This window comes from Ruegeria sp. HKCCSP351 (assembly GCF_017872535.1).
Classification (GTDB): domain Bacteria; phylum Pseudomonadota; class Alphaproteobacteria; order Rhodobacterales; family Rhodobacteraceae; genus Ruegeria.
Window position 1 is genome coordinate 74,198 of record NZ_JAEDOV010000007.1, and the last position, 23,820, is coordinate 98,017.

The 23,820-nt window shown below is 57.2% G+C and carries 29 protein-coding genes and 1 tRNA gene; 14 read left to right on the forward strand and 16 right to left on the reverse strand.

What is annotated here, in order from left to right:
* Positions 1–68: 68 nt before the first annotated feature.
* The 6 genes from I9182_RS15015 to I9182_RS15040 form a co-directional block, all read right to left on the reverse strand.
* A complete protein-coding gene (locus I9182_RS15015) occupies positions 69–659 on the reverse strand; it encodes a YeeE/YedE thiosulfate transporter family protein (RefSeq protein WP_209598820.1) in 591 nt (196 codons plus the stop codon).
* A 4-nt stretch (positions 660–663) separates the two neighbouring features.
* A complete protein-coding gene (locus I9182_RS15020) occupies positions 664–1,212 on the reverse strand; it encodes a YeeE/YedE thiosulfate transporter family protein (protein WP_209598821.1) in 549 nt (182 codons plus the stop codon).
* A gap of 224 nt (positions 1,213–1,436) precedes the next feature.
* Complete coding sequence (gene rplT, locus I9182_RS15025) at positions 1,437–1,802, reverse strand: 50S ribosomal protein L20 (protein ID WP_039523695.1); 366 nt, start codon at positions 1,800–1,802, stop codon at positions 1,437–1,439.
* A gap of 15 nt (positions 1,803–1,817) precedes the next feature.
* Positions 1,818–2,018, reverse strand: a complete 201-nt coding sequence (gene rpmI / locus I9182_RS15030; RefSeq protein ID WP_010443552.1) for a 50S ribosomal protein L35 — start codon at positions 2,016–2,018, stop codon at positions 1,818–1,820.
* Between the two features lie 183 nt (positions 2,019–2,201).
* Positions 2,202–3,752, reverse strand: coding sequence for an alanine/glycine:cation symporter family protein (locus I9182_RS15035; protein ID WP_209598822.1), 1,551 nt, complete (start codon positions 3,750–3,752; stop codon positions 2,202–2,204).
* 14 nt (positions 3,753–3,766) lie between these two features.
* The gene (locus I9182_RS15040; protein WP_209506060.1) at positions 3,767–4,204 is read right to left on the reverse strand and encodes a universal stress protein; all 438 of its coding nucleotides are present in this window, start codon (positions 4,202–4,204) and stop codon (positions 3,767–3,769) included.
* Between the two features lie 209 nt (positions 4,205–4,413).
* On the opposite strand from I9182_RS15040, the gene I9182_RS15045 reads away from it, so the two are divergent.
* Complete coding sequence (locus I9182_RS15045; RefSeq protein WP_348540405.1) at positions 4,414–4,848, forward strand: Lrp/AsnC ligand binding domain-containing protein; 435 nt, start codon at positions 4,414–4,416, stop codon at positions 4,846–4,848.
* Between the two features lie 32 nt (positions 4,849–4,880).
* On the opposite strand, the gene pyk is transcribed toward I9182_RS15045, so the two are convergent.
* Complete coding sequence (pyk, locus tag I9182_RS15050; RefSeq protein WP_209598823.1) at positions 4,881–6,326, reverse strand: pyruvate kinase; 1,446 nt, start codon at positions 6,324–6,326, stop codon at positions 4,881–4,883.
* Between the two features lie 143 nt (positions 6,327–6,469).
* On the opposite strand from pyk, the gene I9182_RS15055 reads away from it, so the two are divergent.
* The 3 genes from I9182_RS15055 to I9182_RS15065 all read left to right on the forward strand — a co-directional run bounded on the left by I9182_RS15055 (position 6,470) and on the right by I9182_RS15065 (position 7,936).
* Positions 6,470–7,207, forward strand: a complete 738-nt coding sequence (locus I9182_RS15055) for an N-formylglutamate amidohydrolase (RefSeq protein WP_209506056.1) — start codon at positions 6,470–6,472, stop codon at positions 7,205–7,207.
* Between the two features lie 86 nt (positions 7,208–7,293).
* Positions 7,294–7,533 (forward strand): DUF6868 family protein, encoded by a 240-nt coding sequence (locus tag I9182_RS15060; RefSeq protein WP_209598824.1) that lies wholly within the window; start codon positions 7,294–7,296, stop codon positions 7,531–7,533.
* Between the two features lie 88 nt (positions 7,534–7,621).
* Positions 7,622–7,936 carry a DUF1244 domain-containing protein gene (locus I9182_RS15065; RefSeq protein WP_209598825.1) on the forward strand — a complete coding sequence of 105 codons (315 nt, stop codon included), beginning with the start codon at positions 7,622–7,624 and terminating at the stop codon, positions 7,934–7,936.
* 40 nt (positions 7,937–7,976) lie between these two features.
* On the opposite strand, the gene I9182_RS15070 is transcribed toward I9182_RS15065, so the two are convergent.
* The 3 genes from I9182_RS15070 to dgcN form a co-directional block, all read right to left on the reverse strand.
* Positions 7,977–8,837 (reverse strand): D-amino-acid transaminase, encoded by an 861-nt coding sequence (locus tag I9182_RS15070; protein ID WP_209598826.1) that lies wholly within the window; start codon positions 8,835–8,837, stop codon positions 7,977–7,979.
* Between the two features lie 10 nt (positions 8,838–8,847).
* Positions 8,848–9,813: an N-acetyl-D-Glu racemase DgcA gene (gene dgcA, locus I9182_RS15075; RefSeq protein ID WP_209598827.1), complete on the reverse strand. Its 966-nt coding sequence runs from the start codon at positions 9,811–9,813 to the stop codon at positions 8,848–8,850.
* Between the two features lie 75 nt (positions 9,814–9,888).
* On the reverse strand, positions 9,889–10,890 hold the full coding sequence (dgcN, locus tag I9182_RS15080; RefSeq protein WP_209598828.1) for an N-acetyltransferase DgcN: 1,002 nt from the start codon (positions 10,888–10,890) through the stop codon (positions 9,889–9,891).
* Between the two features lie 294 nt (positions 10,891–11,184).
* On the opposite strand from dgcN, the gene I9182_RS15085 reads away from it, so the two are divergent.
* Positions 11,185–12,147 (forward strand): L-malyl-CoA/beta-methylmalyl-CoA lyase, encoded by a 963-nt coding sequence (locus I9182_RS15085; RefSeq protein ID WP_209598829.1) that lies wholly within the window; start codon positions 11,185–11,187, stop codon positions 12,145–12,147.
* 50 nt (positions 12,148–12,197) lie between these two features.
* Here the strand turns inward: I9182_RS15085 and I9182_RS15090 are convergent, their stop codons facing one another.
* Positions 12,198–12,776 carry a PA14 domain-containing protein gene (locus I9182_RS15090; protein ID WP_209598830.1) on the reverse strand — a complete coding sequence of 193 codons (579 nt, stop codon included), beginning with the start codon at positions 12,774–12,776 and terminating at the stop codon, positions 12,198–12,200.
* Positions 12,777–12,895: 119 nt separating this feature from the next.
* Positions 12,896–13,348, reverse strand: coding sequence for an Lrp/AsnC family transcriptional regulator (locus I9182_RS15095; protein WP_209598831.1), 453 nt, complete (start codon positions 13,346–13,348; stop codon positions 12,896–12,898).
* Between the two features lie 73 nt (positions 13,349–13,421).
* Between I9182_RS15095 and I9182_RS15100 the strand changes: the two genes are divergently transcribed.
* Positions 13,422–14,018, forward strand: a complete 597-nt coding sequence (locus I9182_RS15100; RefSeq protein ID WP_209598832.1) for a LysE family translocator — start codon at positions 13,422–13,424, stop codon at positions 14,016–14,018.
* 185 nt (positions 14,019–14,203) lie between these two features.
* On the forward strand, positions 14,204–15,166 hold the full coding sequence (locus tag I9182_RS15105) for an acetyl-CoA carboxylase carboxyltransferase subunit alpha (protein WP_209598833.1): 963 nt from the start codon (positions 14,204–14,206) through the stop codon (positions 15,164–15,166).
* Positions 15,167–15,169: 3 nt separating this feature from the next.
* Here the strand turns inward: I9182_RS15105 and I9182_RS15110 are convergent, their stop codons facing one another.
* The 3 genes from I9182_RS15110 to I9182_RS15120 all read right to left on the reverse strand — a co-directional run bounded on the left by I9182_RS15110 (position 15,170) and on the right by I9182_RS15120 (position 17,787).
* Positions 15,170–16,300 carry a lytic murein transglycosylase gene (locus tag I9182_RS15110; RefSeq protein ID WP_209598834.1) on the reverse strand — a complete coding sequence of 377 codons (1,131 nt, stop codon included), beginning with the start codon at positions 16,298–16,300 and terminating at the stop codon, positions 15,170–15,172.
* A 113-nt stretch (positions 16,301–16,413) separates the two neighbouring features.
* A complete protein-coding gene (locus I9182_RS15115) occupies positions 16,414–17,061 on the reverse strand; it encodes a GntR family transcriptional regulator (protein ID WP_209506023.1) in 648 nt (215 codons plus the stop codon).
* Positions 17,062–17,091: 30 nt separating this feature from the next.
* Positions 17,092–17,787, reverse strand: a complete 696-nt coding sequence (locus tag I9182_RS15120) for a SprT family zinc-dependent metalloprotease (protein WP_245220556.1) — start codon at positions 17,785–17,787, stop codon at positions 17,092–17,094.
* Positions 17,788–17,887: 100 nt separating this feature from the next.
* Here I9182_RS15120 and I9182_RS15125 point away from each other — a divergent pair, with 100 nt between their 5' ends.
* The 7 genes from I9182_RS15125 (at position 17,888) to I9182_RS15155 (ending at position 21,686) form a co-directional block, all read left to right on the forward strand.
* Positions 17,888–18,214: a TIGR02300 family protein gene (locus tag I9182_RS15125; protein ID WP_209506019.1), complete on the forward strand. Its 327-nt coding sequence runs from the start codon at positions 17,888–17,890 to the stop codon at positions 18,212–18,214.
* A 144-nt stretch (positions 18,215–18,358) separates the two neighbouring features.
* Positions 18,359–18,434 (forward strand) — tRNA-Ala (locus I9182_RS15130).
* Between the two features lie 691 nt (positions 18,435–19,125).
* The gene (locus tag I9182_RS15135) at positions 19,126–19,491 is read left to right on the forward strand and encodes a hypothetical protein (RefSeq protein ID WP_209598835.1); all 366 of its coding nucleotides are present in this window, start codon (positions 19,126–19,128) and stop codon (positions 19,489–19,491) included.
* Positions 19,492–19,586: 95 nt separating this feature from the next.
* On the forward strand, positions 19,587–20,018 hold the full coding sequence (locus I9182_RS15140; RefSeq protein WP_209506015.1) for a cytochrome c: 432 nt from the start codon (positions 19,587–19,589) through the stop codon (positions 20,016–20,018).
* Positions 20,019–20,028: 10 nt separating this feature from the next.
* A complete protein-coding gene (locus tag I9182_RS15145; RefSeq protein ID WP_209506013.1) occupies positions 20,029–20,370 on the forward strand; it encodes a copper resistance CopC family protein in 342 nt (113 codons plus the stop codon).
* A gap of 2 nt (positions 20,371–20,372) precedes the next feature.
* A complete protein-coding gene (locus tag I9182_RS15150; protein ID WP_209506011.1) occupies positions 20,373–21,245 on the forward strand; it encodes a CopD family protein in 873 nt (290 codons plus the stop codon).
* A gap of 6 nt (positions 21,246–21,251) precedes the next feature.
* Positions 21,252–21,686 (forward strand): cytochrome c, encoded by a 435-nt coding sequence (locus tag I9182_RS15155; protein ID WP_209598836.1) that lies wholly within the window; start codon positions 21,252–21,254, stop codon positions 21,684–21,686.
* Between the two features lie 303 nt (positions 21,687–21,989).
* On the opposite strand, the gene I9182_RS15160 is transcribed toward I9182_RS15155, so the two are convergent.
* Positions 21,990–23,816, reverse strand: coding sequence for a caspase family protein (locus I9182_RS15160; protein WP_209598837.1), 1,827 nt, complete (start codon positions 23,814–23,816; stop codon positions 21,990–21,992).
* Positions 23,817–23,820: the final 4 nt, after the last annotated feature.

Genomic DNA, 23,820 nt, shown 5'->3' on the forward strand with positions numbered 1-23,820 from the left:
AAACCGGCGCGTGTTGCGCCGGTTTTTTTGTCGGGATGCTGGTCGTGAATGTGTACGTTCAGCCGTGATTATTCGGCCGCAACACCAACCTTTTCGCCGGTTGCGATCAGGCTGTCCGGAAGAACGAAAGCAACCAGAACAAAGACGGCACCCAGTGCGATACCGAGAATATCGCCGGACATTAACAAAACACCCTCGTAAGCGGATCCCGGAACTGTACCCAGGGTGACTTTGCCGCCAGCAATTCCATCGAGCAGACCCGTGGCCTTCCAGGCCGGATATGTCGCCATGTAGGCCGCAGCACCCAACAAACCACCGACGATGAAGAACAAGGCGTCACGGCGACCGGACGCAGCGGCGCAGACCCCTGTTCCCGGACAGTAGCCCGATGCAGCCCAGCCCGCACCCAGTAACAATCCGCCAATGAAGACACCGACATAGGCCGATTTTACCGACATATGGCCGACATCCACAAACCCCAGCATCTGCCCGCCAAACATGAGGATCGAACCGGTTCCGATTGCCAGGAGGATCGTTTTCATCAGGTGGAGTCGACGCAGTGTCAACATGCCCACAATCCAATTTGGATTCGCCGCGCCAATCCGGTCAAGTACGGCTCCGAAAGCGGCGCCAATGATGATCGCAAGAATGATTTCCATCGCCTTATCCTTTCCGGTAGATCAGCATTGCTGTAGGAATTGCCGCTGCAAATGCTCCGGCTGCAAAGATATAGCCTGACAGGGCTGTCTGCATCATACCGGACATCATGTGACCGGATGTGCACCCACCCGCCAACCTGGCCCCATAGAGGACGACAAAGCCGCCCAGTAGCGCGACCAGGTTTCGGGCCCAGGGCGTGTCGCCATAGTTTTCGCGCCAGATCATGGGCAGCTTGCCCTCGCCGCGTTCCAGACTGCCGCGCGCCTTGACCGACAAGAACGCCCCTGCGGCCATAGCCAAAACGAAGACAAAGCTGTAATTCAACGGATTGGATACGTATTTGGCGTATTTGCCATTGGATTTCGCCATGTATGCGTTGCTTGAACTGTAACCGTCATCCGTCTGTGTTACGAATTCTGAATTGACGGTGTCCGCAATAATTCCGTCAAGGATGACGAATTGGGTCGAAACACCGATCGGCTTCACCAGAAGAACTGCCCCGAAGAACACGAGCCCTAGCAGAACACCTCCAACTTTCCAGTTTAGTGTCATGATTTCACCCTTCTCACTTATATTCATAAAATCATATATAATATGATCCGAGGGCTGTTACATGATCTAGATCAAACCGGTCATGCCTGAAACAGGTTGGCGTCATCCCAATGCAGAAGGGGTGGATGTCCTGATCCAAGAAGCGCTTGGAATGCGCCGCATGTTGCAACAAAAAAGACCGCCCCAAGGGGACGGCCTTTCTTTCACTGTCTCTTTTCAGAGGTTCAGGCAGCCAGAGCAGCCTGAGCTTTGGCGACGATCGCGCCGAACGCTTCCGGTTCGTGCACGGCCAGGTCGGCCAGAACTTTGCGGTCCACTTCGATACCGGCCAGGTTCAGACCGTTGATGAAGCGGGAATATGTCAGAGCCTCGTCATGGCTGCGCACAGCAGCGTTGATCCGCTGGATCCACAGCGCGCGGAAGTTGCGCTTGCGGTTCTTGCGGTCGCGAGTCGCGTACTGGTTGGCCTTGTCGACGGCCTGAGTTGCGACTTTGAAGTTGCTCTTGCGACGACCATAATAGCCTTTTGCGGCCTTGATGATCTTCTTGTGACGGGCGTGAGTTACGGTTCCACCTTTAACGCGGGACATCTCTTACATCTCCTCTTAGCGGTCGTAGGGCATGTAGCCCTTGACGATCTTTGCGTCGGGGGCGGACAGGGTGGTGTTGCCACGGGCATCGCGGATGAATTTCTTGGTCCGCTTGATCATGCCGTGCCGTTTGCCGGCCTGGCCAGCAAGGACCTTACCGGTCGCAGTCACCTTGAAGCGCTTCTTGGCGCTTGATTTAGTCTTCATCTTAGGCATTTCCGTCTCCTTTTTCGGGTTCGGTTTCAGACGCGACTCGGCATGCCATCTCGGCCGGTCACGCGATCAGAAGCGCCGTTTACGCAAGTTCGGTCATACTGGCAAGGGGGTTTGGACCAGAATCTACGCTTTTTGCAGGCTGGTCAGGCACCGGGGCGACACAGGCCGCCCCGGTGATTGGATTTAGTGTTCGAATTTGCGGATTTCACCGCTTTTCAGCCTTGCGGAGTAGGACGCCAGTTCCTGCCGCACCACTTTCATCAGGAAGTAGAGGGCAAAGACGTTCACAACCGCCATCGCAAAGATCGCCGCATCCGAGAAGTCGATAACCGGGCCGAGGTTGGCCGCAGCGCCGATCACCACGAAGACGCAGAAGATGACCTTGAAGATCAGCTCTTTTGTGTGTCCTTCTCCGAACAGGTAGGTCCAGGCCTTGAGGCCATAATAGGACCAGCTGATCATGGTCGAGAAGGCAAACAGGATCACCGCGATCGCAAGGATGTACGGGAACCAGCTGAACGCGCTGCCAAACGCGGCAGAGGTCAGGCTGACGCCGGAATTGCCATCCACCGTTGCGATGGCGGAACCCGCCTCGTTCAGCATGTAGTTTCCGGTTTCGGGATCGATGATCAGCTGTTGCGTGATGATGATCACCAGTGCCGTCATGGTACAGATCACGACGGTATCGATGAACGGTTCAAGCAGCGATACAAACCCCTCGGTGATCGGTTCCTTGGTCCGAACCGCCGAGTGCGCAATCGCCGCCGAACCCACGCCCGCCTCGTTCGAGAATGCCGCGCGCTTGAAGCCTTGGATCAGCGCGCCGACCATGCCCCCAGCAACACCCAGCCCCGTGAAGGCACCGGCAAAGATTTGACCAAAGGCCCAGCCGATCATGTCCGCATTCATCGCGATGATGACCAGTGCGGTTGCGACATACAGCACACCCATGAACGGCACGACCTTTTCAGTCACCCGAGCGATGGATTTCAGACCGCCAACAATGACCATGAACACGACCGCAGCAAAAACAATGCCAGTAATCCAGCCCGGATAGTCGCCAACGATACCCGCGATTTGCTGATGTGCCTGGTTGGCCTGGAACATGTTCCCGCCGCCCAACGCGCCCAGAATACAGAAGATCGAGAACAGCACCGCCAGGATCTTGCCGCCCGGCAGGCCCAACTCGTCAAAGCCCTTGGACATGTAATACATCGGGCCACCTGAAACGGTGCCATCTTCGTATTCGTTGCGGTATTTCACGCCCAGCGTACATTCGGTGAACTTTGATGCCATGCCCAGAAGACCCGCAAGGATCATCCAGAAGGTTGCGCCCGGGCCGCCGATGCCAACGGCAACGGCCACGCCCGCGATATTCCCCAGACCGACAGTTCCGGACAGCGCCGTGGCCAGAGCCTGAAAGTGGCTGACCTCGCCCGCATCGTTGGGATCGGAGTAATCACCTTTGACAAGGCTGATCGCGTGGCTGAAGAACCGCATCTGCACAAAGGCAAAATACAGCGTGAAAACCGTTGCCGCGATCACCAGCCACATAACGATCCACGGAAAGCTGGTTCCGGGCAGCGGCGCAAAGATGAAGCTGACAAACGGTCCGGTCAGGTTCGCAAAGGCCTGATTGATTTTCTCATCCAGTCCCGGCGCCTCTTGTGCAAGGGCAGGGCTGGCGGCAATGGTGGCGGCCGTTACGGCGCCAAGTGTTTTTAGCGTTCTCATTTTTGGCCCTCCCTTCAGTTCACGACCGTAACCGGAACGTCGGCATGCATTACCAGGTATTGCGTCGAACTTCCGAACAGACGTTTCTTGATCCCGTCCGCGGACGCCCGGCCCACGACGATTTGCGAACCTCCGTTTTCGACCGTGATGGCGTTCAGCGTTTCCGCTACATCGCCATGGCGCACAATGCCCTGCGCCTCGAAACCCGCAGCCCTGAGGGCCTCAACAGCAGGTGTCACGACACGCGACATCGCCAGATCAACCTCTTCTTCGCGGCGCTTGTGGCGCTGGGCGTTTTCTTCAGGTGTCTGGAATGTGTAAGGTGACCATTCGATCACATAAGCGACCAGCAAATCGCACGTTCCGATCAGCTTTGCCAAATCCTTGGCAAAGGCAATCGCACGCTCGCCGGTCTCAGTCCCGTCGAGTCCTATGACAATCTTTGTTGTCATTTCGTTCCTCCGTTTTTTGTTGTTAAGGCCGGGGCCCACGCCCCCGGCAGGGCGGCCGGAACTTGGAACTTTTCAACAAGACCGCCCTTTGATAAGTATTAGGAAATTTCACTAGGAATTGGAGATTTTTTTGGGCCAATTTCAGTGTAATTTGTCGTACTACGCCAAAAATACAGGGAATTTTACTGATTAGCAGAGATTTAGACAATATCGACCAACGCATCCTGCACGAGCTGGAGGCCAATGGACGGCTCTCGATAGTTGAGTTGGCAGCGCGCGTGAACCTGACCAATACGCCCTGTTCCGAGCGTGTAAAACGACTTGAGAAGAATGGCTATATCAAAGGGTACAGAGCCGTCGTCGACAAGGAAAGGATGGGGCTGGCGCTGTTGACCGTGGTGCAGGTATCCCTGGTCGCGACGGCGGAACAATCCCTGGTAAGGTTCAACGACGCTGTTCGGAATGTGTCGGAAATCGAAAGCTGCCTGATGGTGGCGGGCTCGTTTGATTATCTTTTGACTGTTCGAACGCGCGATATTGCGCATTTCAGGCTGGTACTGGGCGAGAAGATCAACAAGCTGCCGGGAATACACCAGACCAGCTCTTTTACAGTTATGGAAATTGTAAAAGAGCCGGTTGGCTGACATGACACTCGGGCCCGAGTGTCAGGGCGCGGTTATTCCGGATCCGTGCTGTAGATCAGCCGTTCATCACAAGGGGCCACCCGCAGAATGTTGGTAGTACCGGGAACGTTGAAGGGGACACCGGCCGTAACCACGATCTGATCGGTTTCGGTTGCGAACCCCCCTGCCCGCGCCGCGCGGGCCGCGTTGACAACGGCGCTTTTGAACCGCTGAAGTTCGGGCGTCATGACGCAATTGCATCCCCAGCTCAGGCAAAGCCTGCGCGCAGTCCCCATCAACGATGTCATCGCGATGATCGGAACACCGGGACGTTCGCGGGCTGTCAATGAGGCGGTCGTTCCGCTTTGCGTAAAGCAGCAGATGGCTTTGATATCGGTCTTTTCAGCAATCTCTCGGGCGGCTGCGACGATGGCATCGGCCACAGTGCTTCCTTTTGCCGTCCGGGACGCGGCGATGATCTGGGAATAGGTCGGGTCGGCCTCGACCTCGATGGCGACCTTATTCATGGTCTGCACGGCCTCAACCGGATAAGCACCTGCCGCCGATTCCGCGCTGAGCATAATGGCGTCCGTGCCCTCATAGATCGCGGTGGCCACATCCGACACTTCGGCGCGGGTGGGCATCGGGCTTTCGATCATGCTTTCCAGCATCTGGGTGGCGACAATAACCGGCTTGGCGGCACTACGGCACTTGCGAACCAGCCTCTTCTGAATGGGCGGCACCGCAGATACCGGCAGCTCCACCCCCAGATCGCCCCGCGCCACCATGATACCGTCCGAGGCATCGAGGATGTCGTCGAACGCCTCGACCGCCGCCGGCTTTTCGATCTTCGACAGGATCGCGGCGCGTCCATCAGCCAGCGCGCGGGCCTCGAACACATCCTTGGCGCGTTGCACGAAACTCAGCGCCAGCCAGTCAACGCCCAACTGGCAGACGAACTCCAGATCACCACGGTCCTTTTCCGACAAGGCCGCCAGCGGCAGCACCACATCCGGGACGTTCACACCTTTGCGGTTCGAGATCGTACCGCCGACCTCAACTGTGCAATTGGCAAAGTCCTGACCACAATCCTCAACGATCAGACGGATCTTGCCGTCATTGACCAGAAGGCGCGCGCCCGGTTCAAGGGCCGCGAAAATCTCGGGGTGCGGCAGGCACACGCGGGTGGTGTCGCCGGGGGCTGGATCAAGGTCCAGACGGAACGCCGCGCCCTCTTCCAGTTCCTCAGCATCATTTGCAAAAACACCAACCCGCAGCTTGGGGCCCTGAAGATCAGCCAGAATGGCAATCGGGCTGTCCAGATCCTTTTCAATCTGCCGAATGATCTTGTGGCGTTCGCGAATCTCATCATGGCTGCCGTGGCTCATGTTCAGACGGAACACATCTGCCCCGGCCTCGTGCAGGGCGCGAATGGTGTCATAATCACTGGACGCCGGTCCCAGCGTCGCCACGATTTTTACATTTCTCAGGCGTCGCATTGGTCTTGACCTCCTCATGCCGGCTCAGATTGCACAGATCAGCTTTTGCAAAATGTTACCGCAAACACTGCTATGGCGCTTATTGCGCAATTCCCTTTTTAAAGCAACTGCCCTACACCTGCGACAAACTAGATGACAGGCTTATGACTTACACCCCGTTTTTCGTTCACGGCGCGGATCGCCCGTCCCGATGGCTGATCACATGCGACCACGCAACCAACACTGTCCCCCCCGAGGTCAATGACGGCGACCTTGGCCTGCCGCGCGAGGACATGGAGCGCCATATCGCCTATGATGTCGGCGCGTATGAGGTATCAAAACATCTGGGCGAGATTCTGAACGCGCCGGTGATTGCCGCCAATTTCTCGCGCCTCGTAATCGACCCGAACCGAGGGGAAGATGACCCCACGCTGTTGATGAAACTGTATGACGGGTCGATCATTCCCGGCAACCGCAATGCCGATGCCGCCGAACGCGAACGCCGCCTGAACATGTGCTATCGCCCCTACCACACAGCGTTGGCCGAGTTGGCGGCACTGCCACATGCGGTAATTGTGTCGATGCATTCCTTCACGCGCCAGTTGCGTGGACGTGACCCCCGACCATGGCACATTGGCGTTTTGCACACCCCGGACGAGCGGTTTTCGCACCCTTTGATCGACCGGCTGCAACAGGAAGATGACCTGTGCGTTGGTGTCAATGAACCCTATACCGGCGTTTTGCCTGGTGATGCGATTGACAAGCACTGCACCGCTTTTGGCCGTCCCAATGCATTGATCGAGCTGCGCAACGACCTGATCGCCGACCATGCCGGGCAACGGCATTGGGCCGAGCGGCTGGCGATAATCCTGCAAGATGCGTTGGGCGCCAGCGACCTTTGACCGCAAGGTTTGCTGGGGCGTTCCTTCCCTCACGCCATTGTGAGCAAAGTCCCTGATCCCCATATAATGCGGGAAAGGGGATCGTCATGACACTTGAGTTTCTGACAACGTTTTTCGGCTGGATGGCCGCGCTTAATATCGCGGTTTTGCTGTTCACCACAGTCATGATTCTTCTTTTTCAGGACTGGATCGCTGGCATTCACGGCAGGATGTTTCAGATGGATCGCGCCGACGTGAAACGCGCCTATTTCAGATACCTTGCCAACTACAAGATCCTGACACTGATCTTTTGCATCATGCCCTGGCTGGCTTTGAAGCTGATGTAGATGGCACCGACCACAAGCGCCGTTGTTGTAACGACACGGCAGGATTGTTAGGTCAGACGCAACACACACTGCCTTTCGGAGCCACACTATGGACAAGCAAACCGAAATCGAACTTCAGGCTGCGGCCTTCCGCCGGCTGCAAAAGCACCTGATGGAAGACCGCACCGATGTGCAGAATATCGACATGATGAACCTTGCTGGATTCTGCCGAAACTGCCTGTCGCGCTGGTATCAGGAAGCGGCCAATGAAAAAGGCATCGAGATGGGCAAGGAAGAAGCCCGCGAAGTTTTTTACGGCATGACCATGGATGAGTGGAAGACCAACTACCAGACCGAAGCCAGCCCCGAGAAACAAGCCGCCTTCAAGGTTGCCTTCGAAGAAAATGTCACCAAAAAAGGCTGACGCCTGAGAAAAGGCCCGCCGCTGCAGCGGGCCTTTTTCTTCAAATCGCCGCCTTGCGGCTTTCGTCCAGATAAATCTCGCGCAAACGCTTGGCAATCGGACCCGGTATTCCGTCGCCCAGCGCCACACCGTCGATCTCGACCACCGGCATCACAAAGGCACTGGCCGAGGTTGTGAATGCCTCGTCCGCCTCTTTGGCCTCGTCGATGGTGAACAGTCGCTCTTCCACCACCATCTGCGCCTCAGCCGCCATCCGCAGCACGGCCTTTCGGGTAATACCGTGCAGGATATCGTTGGACAGAGGGCGGGTAACAATCTTGCCGTTCTTGACGAAATAGGCGTTGTTGCTGGTGCCCTCGGTCACAAAGCCGTCCTCGACCAGCCATGCGTCGTCGCACCCCGCTTTCTTGGCCATCATCTTGCCCATCGACGGGTAAAGCAATTGCACCGTTTTGATGTCACGGCGGCCCCAGCGGATGTCTTCGATCGAGATGATCTTGGCACCTTTCCTTGCCGCCGGGCTGTCAGCCAGCCCGGGCTTGTTCTGCGTGAACAGAACGAGGCTGGGCTTGGTATCTGCCGACGGAAACACGAAATCCCGGTCGCCATCGCTGCCGCGCGAGACCTGCAAATAGACCAGACCTTCCTCGATGCCGTTCAGCTCGATCAGCTTGCGGTGGATTTCCAGCAGTTCATCCTTGGTGCAGGGCTCGGCCATCTCAAGCTCGTCCAGCGAACGCTTCAGACGGACTGAGTGACCTTCGAAGTCGATCAGCTTGCCGTCCAGCACACTTGTGACTTCGTAAACCGCGTCCGCAAACAGGAAGCCACGGTCAAAAATTGAAACCTTGGCCTCAGTCTCGGGCAGGTATTCGCCATTTACGTAAACGGTACGTGTCATGTTCTTCTCCTCAGCCCCAAAGTGCGGCCGCAGGCGGGTGCACTCCGGCGTCGTCAAAATTCAGCGGGGTGTCGCGGTCTTCGGCCAATAGAAGCGGGCCGTCAAGGTCCGTTACCATCGCACCCTGTGCCAGCAATGTCGCAGGCGCCATGGCAAGCGAGCTGCCAACCATGCATCCCACCATTATGTCATAGCCTTCGGCAACTGCCGCCGTGCGCAACTCCAGCGCCTCGGTCAAGCCCCCGGTCTTGTCGAGCTTGATGTTGATGACATCATATTTACCCCTCAGTTTGGGCAGGCTGGCGCGGTCATGGCAGGATTCGTCAGCGCAGACTGGCACCGGGCGCTTCATTCCGATCAATGCGTCGTCATCTCCCGCGGGCAAGGGCTGTTCCACCAACGCCACGCCCAGCCGCACCAGATGCGGGGCGAGGTCGGCGTAAACCTCGGCCGACCAGCCTTCGTTCGCATCCACAATGATCTTGGACTTCGGAGCACCGGCGCGCACAGCTTCAAGCCGGGGCATGTCATCGGGCGTGCCCAGCTTGATCTTCAGAAGCGGGCGATGCGCGTTCCCGGCGGCCTGCGCCTGCATTGCCTCGGGGGTGTCCAGCGACAATGTATAGGCGGTGATCTCGGGGCCGGGCTTGGGCAGACCTGCCAGGTCCCAGACGCGTTTGCCGGTTCGTTTGCACTCCAGATCCCACAAGGCGCAATCCACGGCGTTCCGCGCGGCGCCTGCGGGCAGCAGATCCATCAGTGACTGGCGGGTGACATCCGCGGGCAGACCGGCAATCTCGCCCTCAACAGACTCGAGCGTTTCGTCATAACGCGCATAAGGAACGCATTCGCCCCAGCCCTGATGAGTTCCGTCCGAAACCCGAACCGTCAGCACCTTTGCTTCGGTCCGCGACCCGCGCGAGATGGTGAAGACCTGCGCCAGCCGGAACACATCGCGAGAAACCTCAATATGCACGCACCCGTTCCTTCATCTTTTCCCAAATACTCACGCCGGAGGCGGAACAGCCCCGCCACCGGCGCGTTGTTCAGATCACATTGCGGCCAGCGCGTCCACCAGCTTACCGGCACCGAAGCGGAACGGGTCGGTTGCGGGCAGACCCAACTCTTCCTCGACCTTGGCCAGATAAGCCTTGGCGTCGTCTTCGCTCAGGTTCTGCGTGTTGACCGACACACCCGCAACCTGACAGGCTGGATTTGCAATCCGCGCCAGCGGCAGGGCCGTGTCACGCAATTGCGCCAGTGTCGGCAGGGAATACTCGGGCAAACCACGCATATGGGTCCGGGTCGGTTCGTGGCACAGGATCAGTGCGTCGGGCTGCCCGCCATGGATCAGCGCCATGGTCACGCCCGAGTAAGAGACATGGAACAGCGACCCCTGCCCTTCAATGTGGTCCCAGTGATCCTCGTCATTGTCCGGCGTCAGATATTCGACCGAGCCAGCCATGAAGTCTGCAATGACCGCGTCCAGCGGAACACCCTGCCCAGTGATCAGGATGCCTGTCTGACCCGTGGCACGGAAGGTGGATTTCATGCCGCGCTTGCTCATCTCGGCATCCATCGACATCGCCGTGTACATCTTGCCCGCCGAGCAATCGGTTCCGACCGCGAGGCAACGCTTGCCTGTGCGCTTGCGGCCATTTGCGATCGGGTATCCGACAGTCGGCACACGCACGTCATGCAAGGTGCAGCCATGCGTTTGTGCCGCGGCAACAAGATCGCCTTCATCGCGCAGCAGGTTGTGCAAGCCCGACGCCAGATCAAAGCCCATTTCCAGCGCTTCTATCAGAACTTCTTTCCAGGCCTTGCTGATCACACCGCCGCGGTTCGCTACGCCAATCACCAGCGTCTTGGCACCGGCTTCTTTCGCTTCGGTCAGGGTCATGTCAGTCAAGCCCAGATCGGCCTTGCAGCTATCCATTCGATACTGGCCCACGGCGTTTTCCGGACGCCAGTCCTTGATCCCAACAGCCACTTTGGCCGCCAATTGGTCGGGCGCATCGCCCAGAAACAGCAGGTACGGTGTCTCGATCATCGCGGTCACTCCTTTGATTCCGGGGCAGGCTAGAGAAGCGGTAACACGAGCGCTTCGCGTTCTAGTCCGTCAACTACGACCTATGCGCGAGATTCTTGCGCAGTGTTATCAATGTGCGCAAAAATCTTCGAAGTTTTCAAAATGATTAAACTTTAGTCACCCCACTCGGGTTGTTTGAAGCTTCTTTCTGCGACCGCATTGCCGCAGATGCACAATCACCCTTGCACCACGACACGCAATTTAATACCTCATTGAGCAGAAAAATCGCAATTTCATTACTCAGACGAGGTCCTGATGAGCTTTCGCATCCAACCTGCCGCACCGGCGCGTCCCAATCGCTGTCAGCTGTTTGGCCCGGGGTCGAACACCAAACTGTTCCCGAAGATGGCAGCATCCGCTGCGGATGTGATCAACCTCGATCTTGAAGACTCAGTTGCGCCTTCTGACAAGGATGCGGCCCGCGCCAATGTCATCGAAGCGCTGAACACCGTGGACTGGGGCAACAAATACATGTCCGTTCGCATCAACGGATTGGACACCCCGTATTGGTATCGCGACGTTGTCGATGTACTGGAACAGGCGGGCGACCGTCTGGATCAGATCATGATTCCCAAGGTCGGCTGTGCGGCAGATGTCTATGCGGTGGACGCACTGGTCACTGCTATTGAACGCGCCAAAGGTCGCGCCAAACCGATCAGCTTCGAAGTTATCATCGAATCCGCGGCTGGCATCGCCCATGTCGAAGAAATCGCGGCCTCCTCGCCCCGTTTGCAGGCTATAAGCCTGGGAGCTGCGGATTTTGCTGCCTCGATGGGGATGCAAACCACCGGCATCGGTGGCACGCAGGAAAACTATTACATGCTGCACGAGGGTGCGAAACACTGGTCCGATCCATGGCACTGGGCGCAGGCCGCCATCGTTGCCGCGTGCCGCACCCATGGCGTGCTGCCGGTCGACGGGCCCTTCGGTGACTTCAGCGATGACGAGGGGTACATTGCACAGGCCAAACGCTCGGCCACACTGGGCATGGTCGGTAAATGGGCGATCCACCCCAAGCAGATTGCGCTGGCCAATCAGGTCTTCACCCCGTCGGAGGAAGCCGTGTCAGAGGCCCGCGAAATCCTCGCAGCGATGGAGCAGGCCAAAGCCAATGGCGAAGGAGCGACAGTTTACAAAGGACGTCTGGTCGACATCGCGTCGATCAAGCAGGCCGAGGTGATCGTGGCACAGGCCGAACTGATCGCGGCCAACAGCTGAGAAATAAAAAAGGCGCCCGACCCGGCGCCTTTTTCAATTGTTTTCTGGCGTCACCGCCCAAAGACAGCATTCGGTGTCCAGGTGAACCTTTCGCCCTTTTTACCCGACTTCATCATCAGGCAGGATGTTCCAAGCTTCTGGAAATAGATGATCTTGAGCGGGTACCACCCGGCCCTGGGCACTTCGACTTCGGTCCGCTGGTTGGCCTCGCACCCCTGAATGCCCGTGACATAGCCGATATTCTGGCCTCCGACGAATGCTTCTATCCCGTCATTCGACCAGGTTTCCAACTCGTAAATCCCCGGCGAATCGAACCGCATGTACCCCGTAATTTCGGCAGCAACATTATAAGCGCTGTCGAATGTCATAACATCGTCACCCTGACTGGTGTCCCTGTAATCCAAACCCCGCAGCGGTTGCCCAGGCTGTGCTTTGGACAACATGCTTTTTGCCTGACTCAGATCGCGGATCTTCTTGTGTTGATTACCTGTACCAACATATTTCACATTCAGCCCCGCCTTCGGAGAAGGCTGCGGGTTGGCAGGTTGCAGTTTAAGCGGGGCAGACAAGGCGGCCCCGGCAACCATTGACAAGGCAACTGCGGTCACCACTGTTCGAACGCGTTTCATCGTATTCTCCCTGTTAGCGTGCCGTTATGGCTGTGCATATCCCCTGGCAACGTCATTTCCACGACATTAGGCCGTGAATTTTCGCCCTGCAAGAGAGTGTGCCTTCACAATTCAAGACGTCACGCCCGAAAATTCTTGGGGGAATCCATGACCACATAGGATGTGATCGAGGTGACATGCGGCAGCGTCCCCAGCACCTCGGTATGGAAGGTCTTGTAAGACGGCAGGTCTGCACATTCGACCCGCAGCAGGTATTCGATTGTTCCCGTGATGTTGTGACACTCGACAACTTCCGGGGCTTGTTGGATCGCACGTTCAAACCCCTCCTGCGCGGCCTTCGTATGCTCGCCCAGCCCTACACCAATATAAGCGACAAAGCCGATACCCATCGCCGCCGGGTCCAGCACCGCGCGGTACCCCGTGATCACCCCGGCCCGCTCAAGTTCTTGCACGCGGCGCAGGCAGGCCGAAGGGGAAAGGCCTACACGCTCGGCTAGGTCGAGATTGCTGATCCGTCCGTCACGGGTCAGTTCCTGCAATATATGGCGGTTTATTCTGTCATTTTTCATCATTAATTGCACAAATACAGGAAACACGCACATAAAAGCAATTTCATTTGCCGCAGAGCCGACAATACTTCGCTCCATGACTTATGACATCCTTATGGCCCTGATCGCTTTTGCCTTCGTAACCTCGATCACACCGGGGCCGAACAACCTGATGCTGATGGCTTCGGGGGCGAATTTCGGCTTTCGACGCTCGATCCCGCATATGTTGGGCATTGGGCTCGGCTTTACCTTCATGGTATTGCTTGTCGGAGCCGGTCTGGTGCAGGTTTTCGACCGGTATCCCGTCAGCTATACAGTGCTGAAAATCCTGTCGGTTATCTATCTGCTCTATCTGGCCTGGAAGATTGCACATGCCGCGCCGGCAAACAGCGCCGAGGCGACCGGCGTGCCGATGACATTCTTGCAAGCCGCAGCGTTTCAATGGGTAAATCCAAAAGCCTGGGCCATGGCCCTGACCGCCACCACGGCCTATACGCCTGATCGGACGATGTATGCGATTGCCATCGTTGCGTTTGTCTTCGGAGCCGTCAACTTACCATCGGTCAGCACATGGACCGTTTTAGGACAGCAGATGGCACGAATGCTAACGAACCCGCGCAGATTGGTCATATTCAACTGGACAATGGCTGTGCTGCTTGTGGTTTCGCTCTATCCCGTGCTTTGGCAGGGGTGAATTTCCTCAAAGGTCGATATCAGCGATTGTTTTGCTGGGCATGTCGGGACTGTGCTGGCAAGCAAATGAATCTCTCAATCTGATCAACGGCTTTTGACATGAACGATGCCGCTTTAGTCTCATCTAGTTGCATCTGAGGCCAGCCAGCGGCATATAGCTAGGAAATTTCACGCAGATGAGGCGTCATGACCCAGTATCTGGATTTCGAAAAACCGCTGGCCGAGATTGAAGGCAAAGCTGAAGAACTGCGCGCGTTGGCTCGTGCCAACGAAGAAATGGATGTGGCCGAAGAAGCCGCCGCGCTGGATGCCAAAGCCTCCAAGCTGCTGGATGAACTCTATCGCGACCTGACACCCTGGCGGAAGTGCCAGGTGGCGCGTCACCCGGAGCGCCCGCATTGCAAGGATTACGTGGACGCACTGTTCACCGAATTCACCCCTCTGGCCGGTGACCGGAACTTTGCCGATGATTTGGCCGTTATCGGTGGTCTTGCGCGCTTTAACGATAAGCCGGTGATGGTGATCGGCCACGAGAAAGGCAGCGATACCAAGTCGCGTATCGAACGTAATTTCGGGATGGCCAGGCCTGAAGGGTATCGCAAGGCCGTGCGTCTTATGGAGATGGCGGGGCGTTTTGGACTGCCTGTCATTACCCTGATCGACACCGCTGGCGCCTATCCCGGCAAAGGGGCCGAGGAACGCGGACAATCCGAGGCGATTGCCCGGTCGACTGAGATGTGCCTAAAAATCGGCGTGCCGCTGGTTTCGGTCATCATCGGTGAAGGCGGCTCGGGCGGCGCTGTGGCGTTTGCGACCGCGAACCGCGTGGCGATGCTGGAGCATTCGGTCTATTCGGTGATTTCGCCGGAAGGCTGCGCATCGATCCTGTGGAAAGATGCCGAAAAGATGCGCGAAGCGGCCGAGGCACTGCGTTTGACGGCACAGGATTTGCACAAGCTGGGCGTATGTGACCGGATCATCCCGGAACCCAAGGGTGGTGCACATCGCGATCGTCCGGCAACGGTTGAGGCAGTGCGCAAGGCCATCACCGCCATGTTGACTGAACTGGACGGCAAGGATGGGGCGGCCCTGATAAAGGACCGCCGTCAGAAATTCCTTGATATCGGATCTAAAGGGCTGGCGGCGTAACCGTCAGCCACCCAACCTGCGCAACAACGCAACCGAAGGCTCACCTGTCACGGGCAGACCATTGGCGCTCTGATACGCGCTGATGGCTGTGGTGGTGTTGTTTCCGATCACGCCATCTGCACCTTGCGTGTCATACCCCGCAGATGTCAGGCGGCGCTGCAATTCCTTGCGGTCGTCCAGTGTCAGCCCGTTTGCATCCGGCCCGAACGAGGCCTGAAACGGCGCGCCGCCCGCGATCCTGTCCGCCAGATGACCGACACCAATCGCGTAGCTGTCCGAGTTGTTGTAGCGTTTGATCACCTGGAAATTGCGGAACACGGCGATGCGGGGGCCAGGTTTTTGCGGCTGCAATACGGCCACCGGAGTACCGGAAACGGTTCCGGCCTCTCCGCCCCAGGGTTGACCACGCACCCAACCTGCACGCGAAAGATAAGCAGCGGTCGAAGCCAGCGAATCTGTCGGGTCGTCTGACCAGATGTCGCGCCGCCCGTCGCCGGTGAAATCCACGGCATAGGCAAGATACGAGGTCGGAATGAACTGCGTGTGCCCCATCGCCCCAGCCCAACTGCCAGTCATGTTAGCGGGCGTGGTATCGCCGTTCTGAAGGATTTTCATCGCCGCGATCAGCTGGCTTTCAAAGAACTGCCCGCGTCGGCCATCATAAGCCAGCGTAGACAGCGCCGATACAACGGGCACATCACCGCGGCGCGCACCATAGCGGCTTTCCAGCCCCCAGACGGCCACCACGATTTCCTTATCCACGCCATATTGCGCCTCGATCCGCGACAGGGTGCCGTTATGTTGCCGCAGCATCTGCTGCCCGGTGCTGATCCGCTCGTCCGACGCCGCGATGGCAAGGTAATCTTCAAGGCTGCGCTTAAATTCGACCTGATTTCGGTCGCGTTCTATTACGTCGGGCAAATAACCGGCCCCCTGAAAGGCGCGGTCAACGGTTGTCCGGGAAATTCCCTGCGTCGTTGCCCTGCCCTTGAAACCGGCAACCCAGGCATCCCACCCGGCATTGGGAACTGCCCGCATCCGGGATGCAGGCGTGCTGGACGGAGCGGTGCCACCCGTGCAGGCGGCCAAAAGCGTCGATCCGAGGCAAATGGAAAAGGTCCGGCGAGTAATCATGGTTTGGGTCTGCTCTTGTTTGTGATTTGCCGCAAGAATAACCCAGCCGGGTTGCGCAGGCCAGAACCGTGACACCTTGGAAAGGCGCTGTGTCGATGTCGGCAGGAAGCCGCTCAGCTGACCAGCAAACGCAGCCCTTGCGTCACATCCGAACGCACTGCCAGCCGCAAGCCTGGCTCGTCGCCTGCCTTGAGCGCGGCGATTATCAGCTTGTGATTGTGTGGCGGCTCTGCGCGTCTGAGACGCCCATAAAGCGCCCGCATCGTCGGCCCAAGCTGTAGCCAGACGGTTTCGGCAATGGCCAGCATCGCAGGGGCCTGAGCGCGCAGATACAGGGTTCGGTGAAATTCCAGGTTCGAGCGGATATAGCCAACTGCATCCCGTTTGGTCACCATCTCGGCAACCGTCATGTTGATGCTCTGCAACCGGTCTATCAGGGCCATGTGTGCCCTGGGCAAGGCCCGGCTTGCCAGTTCGACCTCAAGCAATGCGCGCAAGGCAGCCAATTCCTCAATCCGGTCATTCGTCAACTCCGGGGTCGAAACCCGGCCCGATGTGGACAGGAACAATGCCCCTTCTGCGGCCAGGCGGCGCACCGCCTCTCTCGCCGGGGTCATTGAAACACCGAATTCCTTGCCGATGCCCCGAAGGGTCAGGGCCTGCCCCGGTGCCATCTCACCATGCATGATCCGGGATCGCAGCGCCCGGTACACCCGGTCATGTGTTGCGGTCTGGGTTTCGGAAGGGCGCGCGTTCAACATTTGCTCATGTGATCACAAAAAAACGCCACGTCAACTCGGCTCTGTGTCAAATCTGTAGCGATGCAACTCGGCCCCGTTGTCACGCAACCAGCGGCGGGGCGACTGATACGGGCCAAAGATCTTTTCAACCTGCGCCCAGAAGGCGGGCGAGTGGTTCATCTCGGCAAGATGTGCCACCTCATGCGCAGCGACATAGTGCAACACGTCAGGAGGCGCCAGAATAAGGCGCCACGAAAACATCAAACCGCCATGCGAACTGCATGATCCCCATCGCGACCGCGTGTCACGCAGGCTGAGTGTCGTATACGAACGCCCTAAGATAGCTGCATAATCATCGCAGGCTCCGGTCAACCGGTCCCGCGCCAATTCCTTGAGATAACGGGCCAGCCTGCGGGCCTCGGCCCCTTTGGGCACGGCAACCTCATCTGCATCCAGCAAAACCCGCCGCCCGGTTGCAGGGACGATTCGGCGCGTTTTACCCTCGATCGGGATCACCTGCCCAAACTGCACGGTGGCCATATCCGGCCGACCCTGCAGATGCTGCCGGATCCACCCTTCCTTGGTCCGGGCGAAGCTCAATGCCTCGGATTCCGGCACACCGGTCGGGTAAGTCAGCGTGACGCGCCCATCCAGCTGGGAGATTCGTAGACTGATGCGCCGTGCCCGGGCCGATTTGCGCAATCTCAGCGGCACTGGCGGTGTCCCTGGCAATGCGTGCTCTCCCATATCGCGACCTCTCTTGCGCAAAGACTTTGACAGTGCCCTCTGCCTGTGGCAGGTGAGCTGAATCATTTAGACGACTCACCTGATATCAAGGGGATTTGACATGCCCAAGGAAGAATGGGGCGTAAAGCGTGTTTGCCCGACAACCGGTAAGCGGTTTTACGACCTGAACAAGGACCCGATCATCAGCCCCTACACTGGCGAGATCGTGGAGCTTGAAACATCCAAAAGCCGTATGATCTCGGCGGATGCAGAAGACGCAGCTTCGGTCAAAGCGCGTGAAAACGCATCTGAGGACGATCTGGTTCTGGACGACGAAGACAATGTCGACGTGGATTTGGATGACGATCTGCTGGACGATGATGACGATGACAATGATGATGTTTCTCTGGACGACATCACCGACATGTCATCAGAAGACGATAACTGACCAAGTAAAAGGCGATCCCCTGGGGTCGCCTTTTTCACCTGAGGGGCAGCTCGGGTGGAATTTCGCGCCCAATTCAAATTTTGGACTTGCACTCACTGCCGCTGTCTCCTAAACGTCCGTCCACCGTACCGATGGTACCGTGATGGGGCCTTAGCTCAGTTGGGAGAGCGCTTGCATGGCATGCAAGAGGTCAGGGGTTCGACTCCCCTAGGCTCCACCAAAACCTAACAATACAACTAGATAGCAAGCATTAGAGCGGTGTGACACACAGGTGTGACACAAAATGAAGCTGCATGCGTATCTCTCACGGTCCAGACACGGCATATATTACTTCCGTTGGCCACTGCCCGACACAAGCCCAAAGTCCCACACTAGACCAAGCACCACACGTCGGACCCTTCGGGTAAAGGACAGACTGACGGCATTGGCCTGGTGACTAATGAACATCATCTAGTCAGACCGGTTGCCTGCGGGTGCCTACGTGCAGAATAACTTACTCAGATGTCCCACAATGAGCCTCATGAACGACGTCATTGTGTGGTCCATAACACTCTTCTGCCACGTGGCCATGCCAGTCACCGTGGTGATGCCTGCCCGTACAACCGGCAATAGCTACTAGTACGGCCAAAAGCGTAACCGCTATCCGGGGTGTATTTATGCTATGGCTCTCATCCATTTGCGAAGCACCTTTCTAACAATTTGGCAATCGACGCTATGACACAGGTCAACGCACAACCACAGCGTCGCCCACATCACTGCAGTTAGGGAGTTATTAAGACGGCCCTTCTCGTATTGCTGTCTAGGAAAAAGGGGAAGCTTCAATCAATTGACCGAACAAAAGCTGGTCGTGATCCGAAAAACCAAAGGGCTGGCGTTGTCATACTTATTCTCGTGCGGTAGCGTCCCAAACCATGGTCATCCGACGATACTCACTTTTGCTACTCGCTGGCATTCTGGTCATCCTGTCCGGGCTTGGTGGCGTGGCTCATGCGCGATCGGATGGCTGCATCGGTCTTGGCTGTGAAAGCCACATGCAATTAACGGAACACGCTTCCGTGGCGAATAATAGCATCGATAAATCGACCCTACACAGCCACCATGACCCGGACAGTTCAGGAACCAGCGAGTGTAATCCCTCAATCTGCCAAGCAGTTATTTTGCTTGCCCAGAACAAAGAAGCCGCGCAGGACCAACGTGAAATTGATCCAGAGTTCCAGATTGGAGCCCAAGCCAAACCGATTGAACCAGATAACCCATACAAGCCCCCTGACCTTTGAAGCAGCGTAGATCCTTGCGAACATCTGCGACCTGCGCGTGCCGCTGTTCGCAATGAACCGCAGCACTATCAGCTTCAAAAAGTCAGGATTACTCCATGAAAAAAAGTTACTTACTCATCGGCGTTTGCACTGTCGCTGCCGTCGCCGCTTTCATAACGCTTCGGCCCGGTTCAATCGAAGAGACCGCGCCGCAGGAGGCACTTGAAGGCGATGCTATGGTCGCAATTCAAATGCCGCCAATCGAGGGCAATGCCGTAATCGGTCAGCGTGTCTTTGATGCCTCCTGCGCTACTTGCCACGGCGTCAACGCGGTCGGAGTAGATGGCGCAGGACCGCCTCTGATCCACAAGATATACGAGCCCAGCCACCACGCTGACGAAGCCTTTCAGAGGGCGGTTTCACAAGGTGTAAGAAGCCATCATTGGCAGTTTGGTGACATGCCGCCGGTCGAGGGATTGACGCGAGGTGACGTTGCCATGGTGATCGCGTACATTCGTGAAATTCAACGTGCCAACGGAATAAATTGAGGACAGGACCATGAAAAAGATCATAACGCTCGTAATCATGGCTGCTATTCCCAGCGGGGTACTGGCGCATTCCAAGGCCGAAGAAACGACACCTGCCAACGGGGCTACTGTAACCTCTGTGCCCGCCGAAATCGGCCTCAGCTTCACCAAGGACATCCGGTTGACACGGATTGAGATGGCCCATGAAGAGCACGCGGCGGTACGCTTAGATTTGGGGGACCAAACAAGTTTCCGTCAGGTATTCACGATCCCATTGCCAAGCAATGGAACCGGCACCTATGTCATCGAATGGCGTGGCTTAGGCAAAGACGGCCATGCGATGCAGGGCGAATTTTCCTTTTCCGTGGAATGAGCATGCCAGACATTTGGGGAGTTGTCGCAATCCTCGCAAAGCTGGTGCTCTACATCGGCTTTGCCGGGTCCACCGGGCTTGTCGTCGTTAAATGCCTCTATTCCGAACTAGTCGCGCCGGTAAGCCTTGCGATGAAGCGCCAAGCCTTGGTCTTGGCGTGGCTTTCCCTCGCAGCAACAGTATTTGGCTTCATGCTCCGAGGAGCCGCCTTAACGGGCGGCGTTGACGGCATGGTCGATCCAGAGATGCTTGGCTTGCTTTGGCAGACCTCCGTGGGCGACGTATTTGTTTATCGCCTTGCAGGCGCAGTGTTGATCCTTGTGGGGCTGTCTGTTCCTCGCTTTGGTCTTTGGATCGCGCTGTTGGGTGGCACATTGGCAATGTGGTCCTTCGCACAGATCGGACATGTGCTGGAACTGGAGAGTTTTGGTGTCCAACTCTTGCTGCTGTTGCACCTTCTATGTGTAGCTTTCTGGGTGGGCATCTTTAGCCCGCTGCGAGGTATGGCTCTCATGTCTGAACACCTGACAGATGCCGCTGAACTTGGTCATAGGTTTGGGCAAACTGCTGCATTGGTGGTACCGGCCTTAATCGGTGCGGGCCTATGGATGGCCTGGTTGCTTGTCGGCAATCTCCAAGGGCTCTTGTTCACGGGTTACGGGCAAACGTTAATGCTCAAAGTATTCCTTGTGGCGTTATTGATGGTCCTCGCCGCTGCCAACAAGCTCCGATTTGTTCCGGCCATGCAAAGCGGAGAGGCAATAGCAGCGCAACGCCTCGCCCGATCCATCGAGGTTGAGGCAATAGTCGTATTAGCGGTTCTGGCGACGACGGCGGCACTCACGAGAGTACTAACGCTTCCGAGTTATGGGTAGGTAGAGATGAACAAACACCTGTGTGCACTCGCCATATGCGGCATTGGTACTAGCGTTGCTGCAGATCATGAGTTGTTGGACAGAGACTTAGCGAATGGGCAGAAACTCTATGCAGAGTACTGTGCCTCATGCCATGGAGTTAATCTGGAAGGCCAACCCGACTGGCAAACACCCGACGATAACGGAGTGTTACCTGCACCACCACATGACGTGACAGGGCACACATGGCACCATGATAACAAGCTACTGTTCGAGTATACCAAGCTAGGTGGGGCTGACGCGTTGGCAGTACGCGGTATAAAAGACTTCAACAGTGGCATGCCGGGCTTTGACGGCACCCTGACTAACGACGACATATGGGACGTGCTGGCCTACATACGCTCCACTTGGCCCGACGATGTTCAGCACATGCAGGCCAGCCGCAACCTGCCCCACCAATAGAAGGCAGTAGTCCGGTGTAGGTTTGGGCATGCACAGTTCGACGTAGCCGGTTGTGGACGTATCGCGATTTGATGCCACTCTCTCAGCCAAGCGTCCCTAGCGAAATCTTCAAATATTGATGGCCTGGGAGCGTGTTTCAGGGCGCTTTGTAGCAAGCCCGCCCCACCCGCATCGGGCTTGAGAGCAATCGGATTGCACATCACCAAACGTTTCCATCGCAAGTTATGCCGGGATAGCCCTAGTTTGGAACTTTTGTAGAAGCGAGAAATACATGGGACTCCAACCCATTTGAACTTTCACCGATTAGGGCAACCTGCCTTCCAGAACAACTGAGCGTGCAAAGCGTCCCGACCCGTCGAACCATTGTGTAGGCACGATCTCACTCAGGTCTCGGCGTCCGGTCCGTTCATACTGAAACTGAGCGAAAGCCTTGTCGCCTTTCCCATGGGTCTTGTTTGGTTTCGATGGCAACCAATTCGTGTACTTGACCGGCTCTCCGGTGTACCACCGCCAGCCTTTCACGGCATTTTCTTCCTTTGGGTCCTTCCGGAAACCGAAATAGGGGCCAGCCTTGTAACTGGTGTTGGTTCGACTGTCATAGCCTTGTTCAAACAAGGCCGGATCATGGGCGATCATGCGCACCACGAATGCGTTCTCGTCAGCCGATGTCAGGGATGCAAGATCGATGCCACAGCTCTCGGCGAGGCGGCGCGCGTCGTCGATCGAGCCGGAATAAATCATGGCGATGTAGAAGCTGCCCCGGTACTTGCCGTAGATGCTTTTCCGCAGCCCAAGGCACCTGAGCACCGTTATAATCTCTTCAATCTCACCCAGCATTTCAAGGTCATCCGGCATTTGACGCACGGCAAATGGATTGCTGACAAAACTATCGTCGGCACCGTCCTGCCATTCCATTCGCAAGCTTGCCAGAACGGCCGCATCGACATAGCCCGTCGGATCAAGTCCACTGGCCTCCTGCAAAGCCTTTAGTCCCGCCCGCGTCTTCGGTCCGAATGCGCCGTCCGGCACACCGACCTCGAAACCGGCGGTATTGAGCGCCTCTTGCAGTTGCTGTTTCCGTTCGCGGCCCGGTAAAAGGAAATCCTCCATTGTGGACAGATGGCCCTGTTTCTTCAGCCACTCCGGCGTGATCTCGGCCATGCGCCCCAGAATCTTAGGCTCGACGATGGTGGCCGCCCGGTACTTGCCAGCGACCAGCGACCAGCCACGCATGGTGTTCACTTTCATCGCGGCGCTGATTGCAGTGTCACGGGTCGCAAGGGGGCGCACGGCGGAGGGCATGGCCGTCTGGTCCGCAGGTGCCACCATTGCCACCTGTTCGACCTGTGGCACAAGGTAAATGTCTTCGCCAGGCAGTGAGCCATATGTAAATGGCTCCTGGAATCCATCCGTAAGCTCCACCACCCGATCGCGCACCCGGCGAAACATTTTCCCAAGCTCCAACCCCGGCTGTTCGATATGTTCCAAAAGTGCCGTCGCATAGGGGCTGTTCCGACCGCCCCCGTCCTGCGCCAGCGTTCCGCCACGCGCGGCATAGCCCACGACAACCCCACCGGGTTCCACTGCGGCCAGCCCACGCCCGATCGACCGAGTGGCCGACGCGCGCGACATCTGCGCAACGAAAGGATTGTTGCGGCAGGCATCGACCAGAACCAGCTTCAGCCCCGGCGTATCGGCAATCGAATTCACGATTGCATCCAGACGGATGGCCTCGAAGTCGACGTCGCGGTCGCTTTTCAGGGCCGCACTCACCGGGATCAGGTAGTTGGTGTTCTCGATCTCAATTCCGTGGCCCGCGAAATAGACAAGCGCCACATCGGCCCCTGCGGCGGTTTCGGTAAAGTCCCGAAGTGTGATGCGCATACCGTTGTAATCCAGGTCCAGACCCGTGGTGACCTCGAACCCTATACGTGCCAGCGATATCGAGATGTCCTGAGCATCATTGACCGGGTTCTCCAGACTCGAGACATGCTGATAAGCGGAATTGCCAATAACCAGAGCCACGCGTCTTTCCGTCGCCGCAGAGGCTGCCGCTGTCAGGGTGCAGATCAGCGCAAGGACCAGCAGAACGCAGCGCAGAGCCAGACCTGAAAAAGACCAGTTTATCATCAAG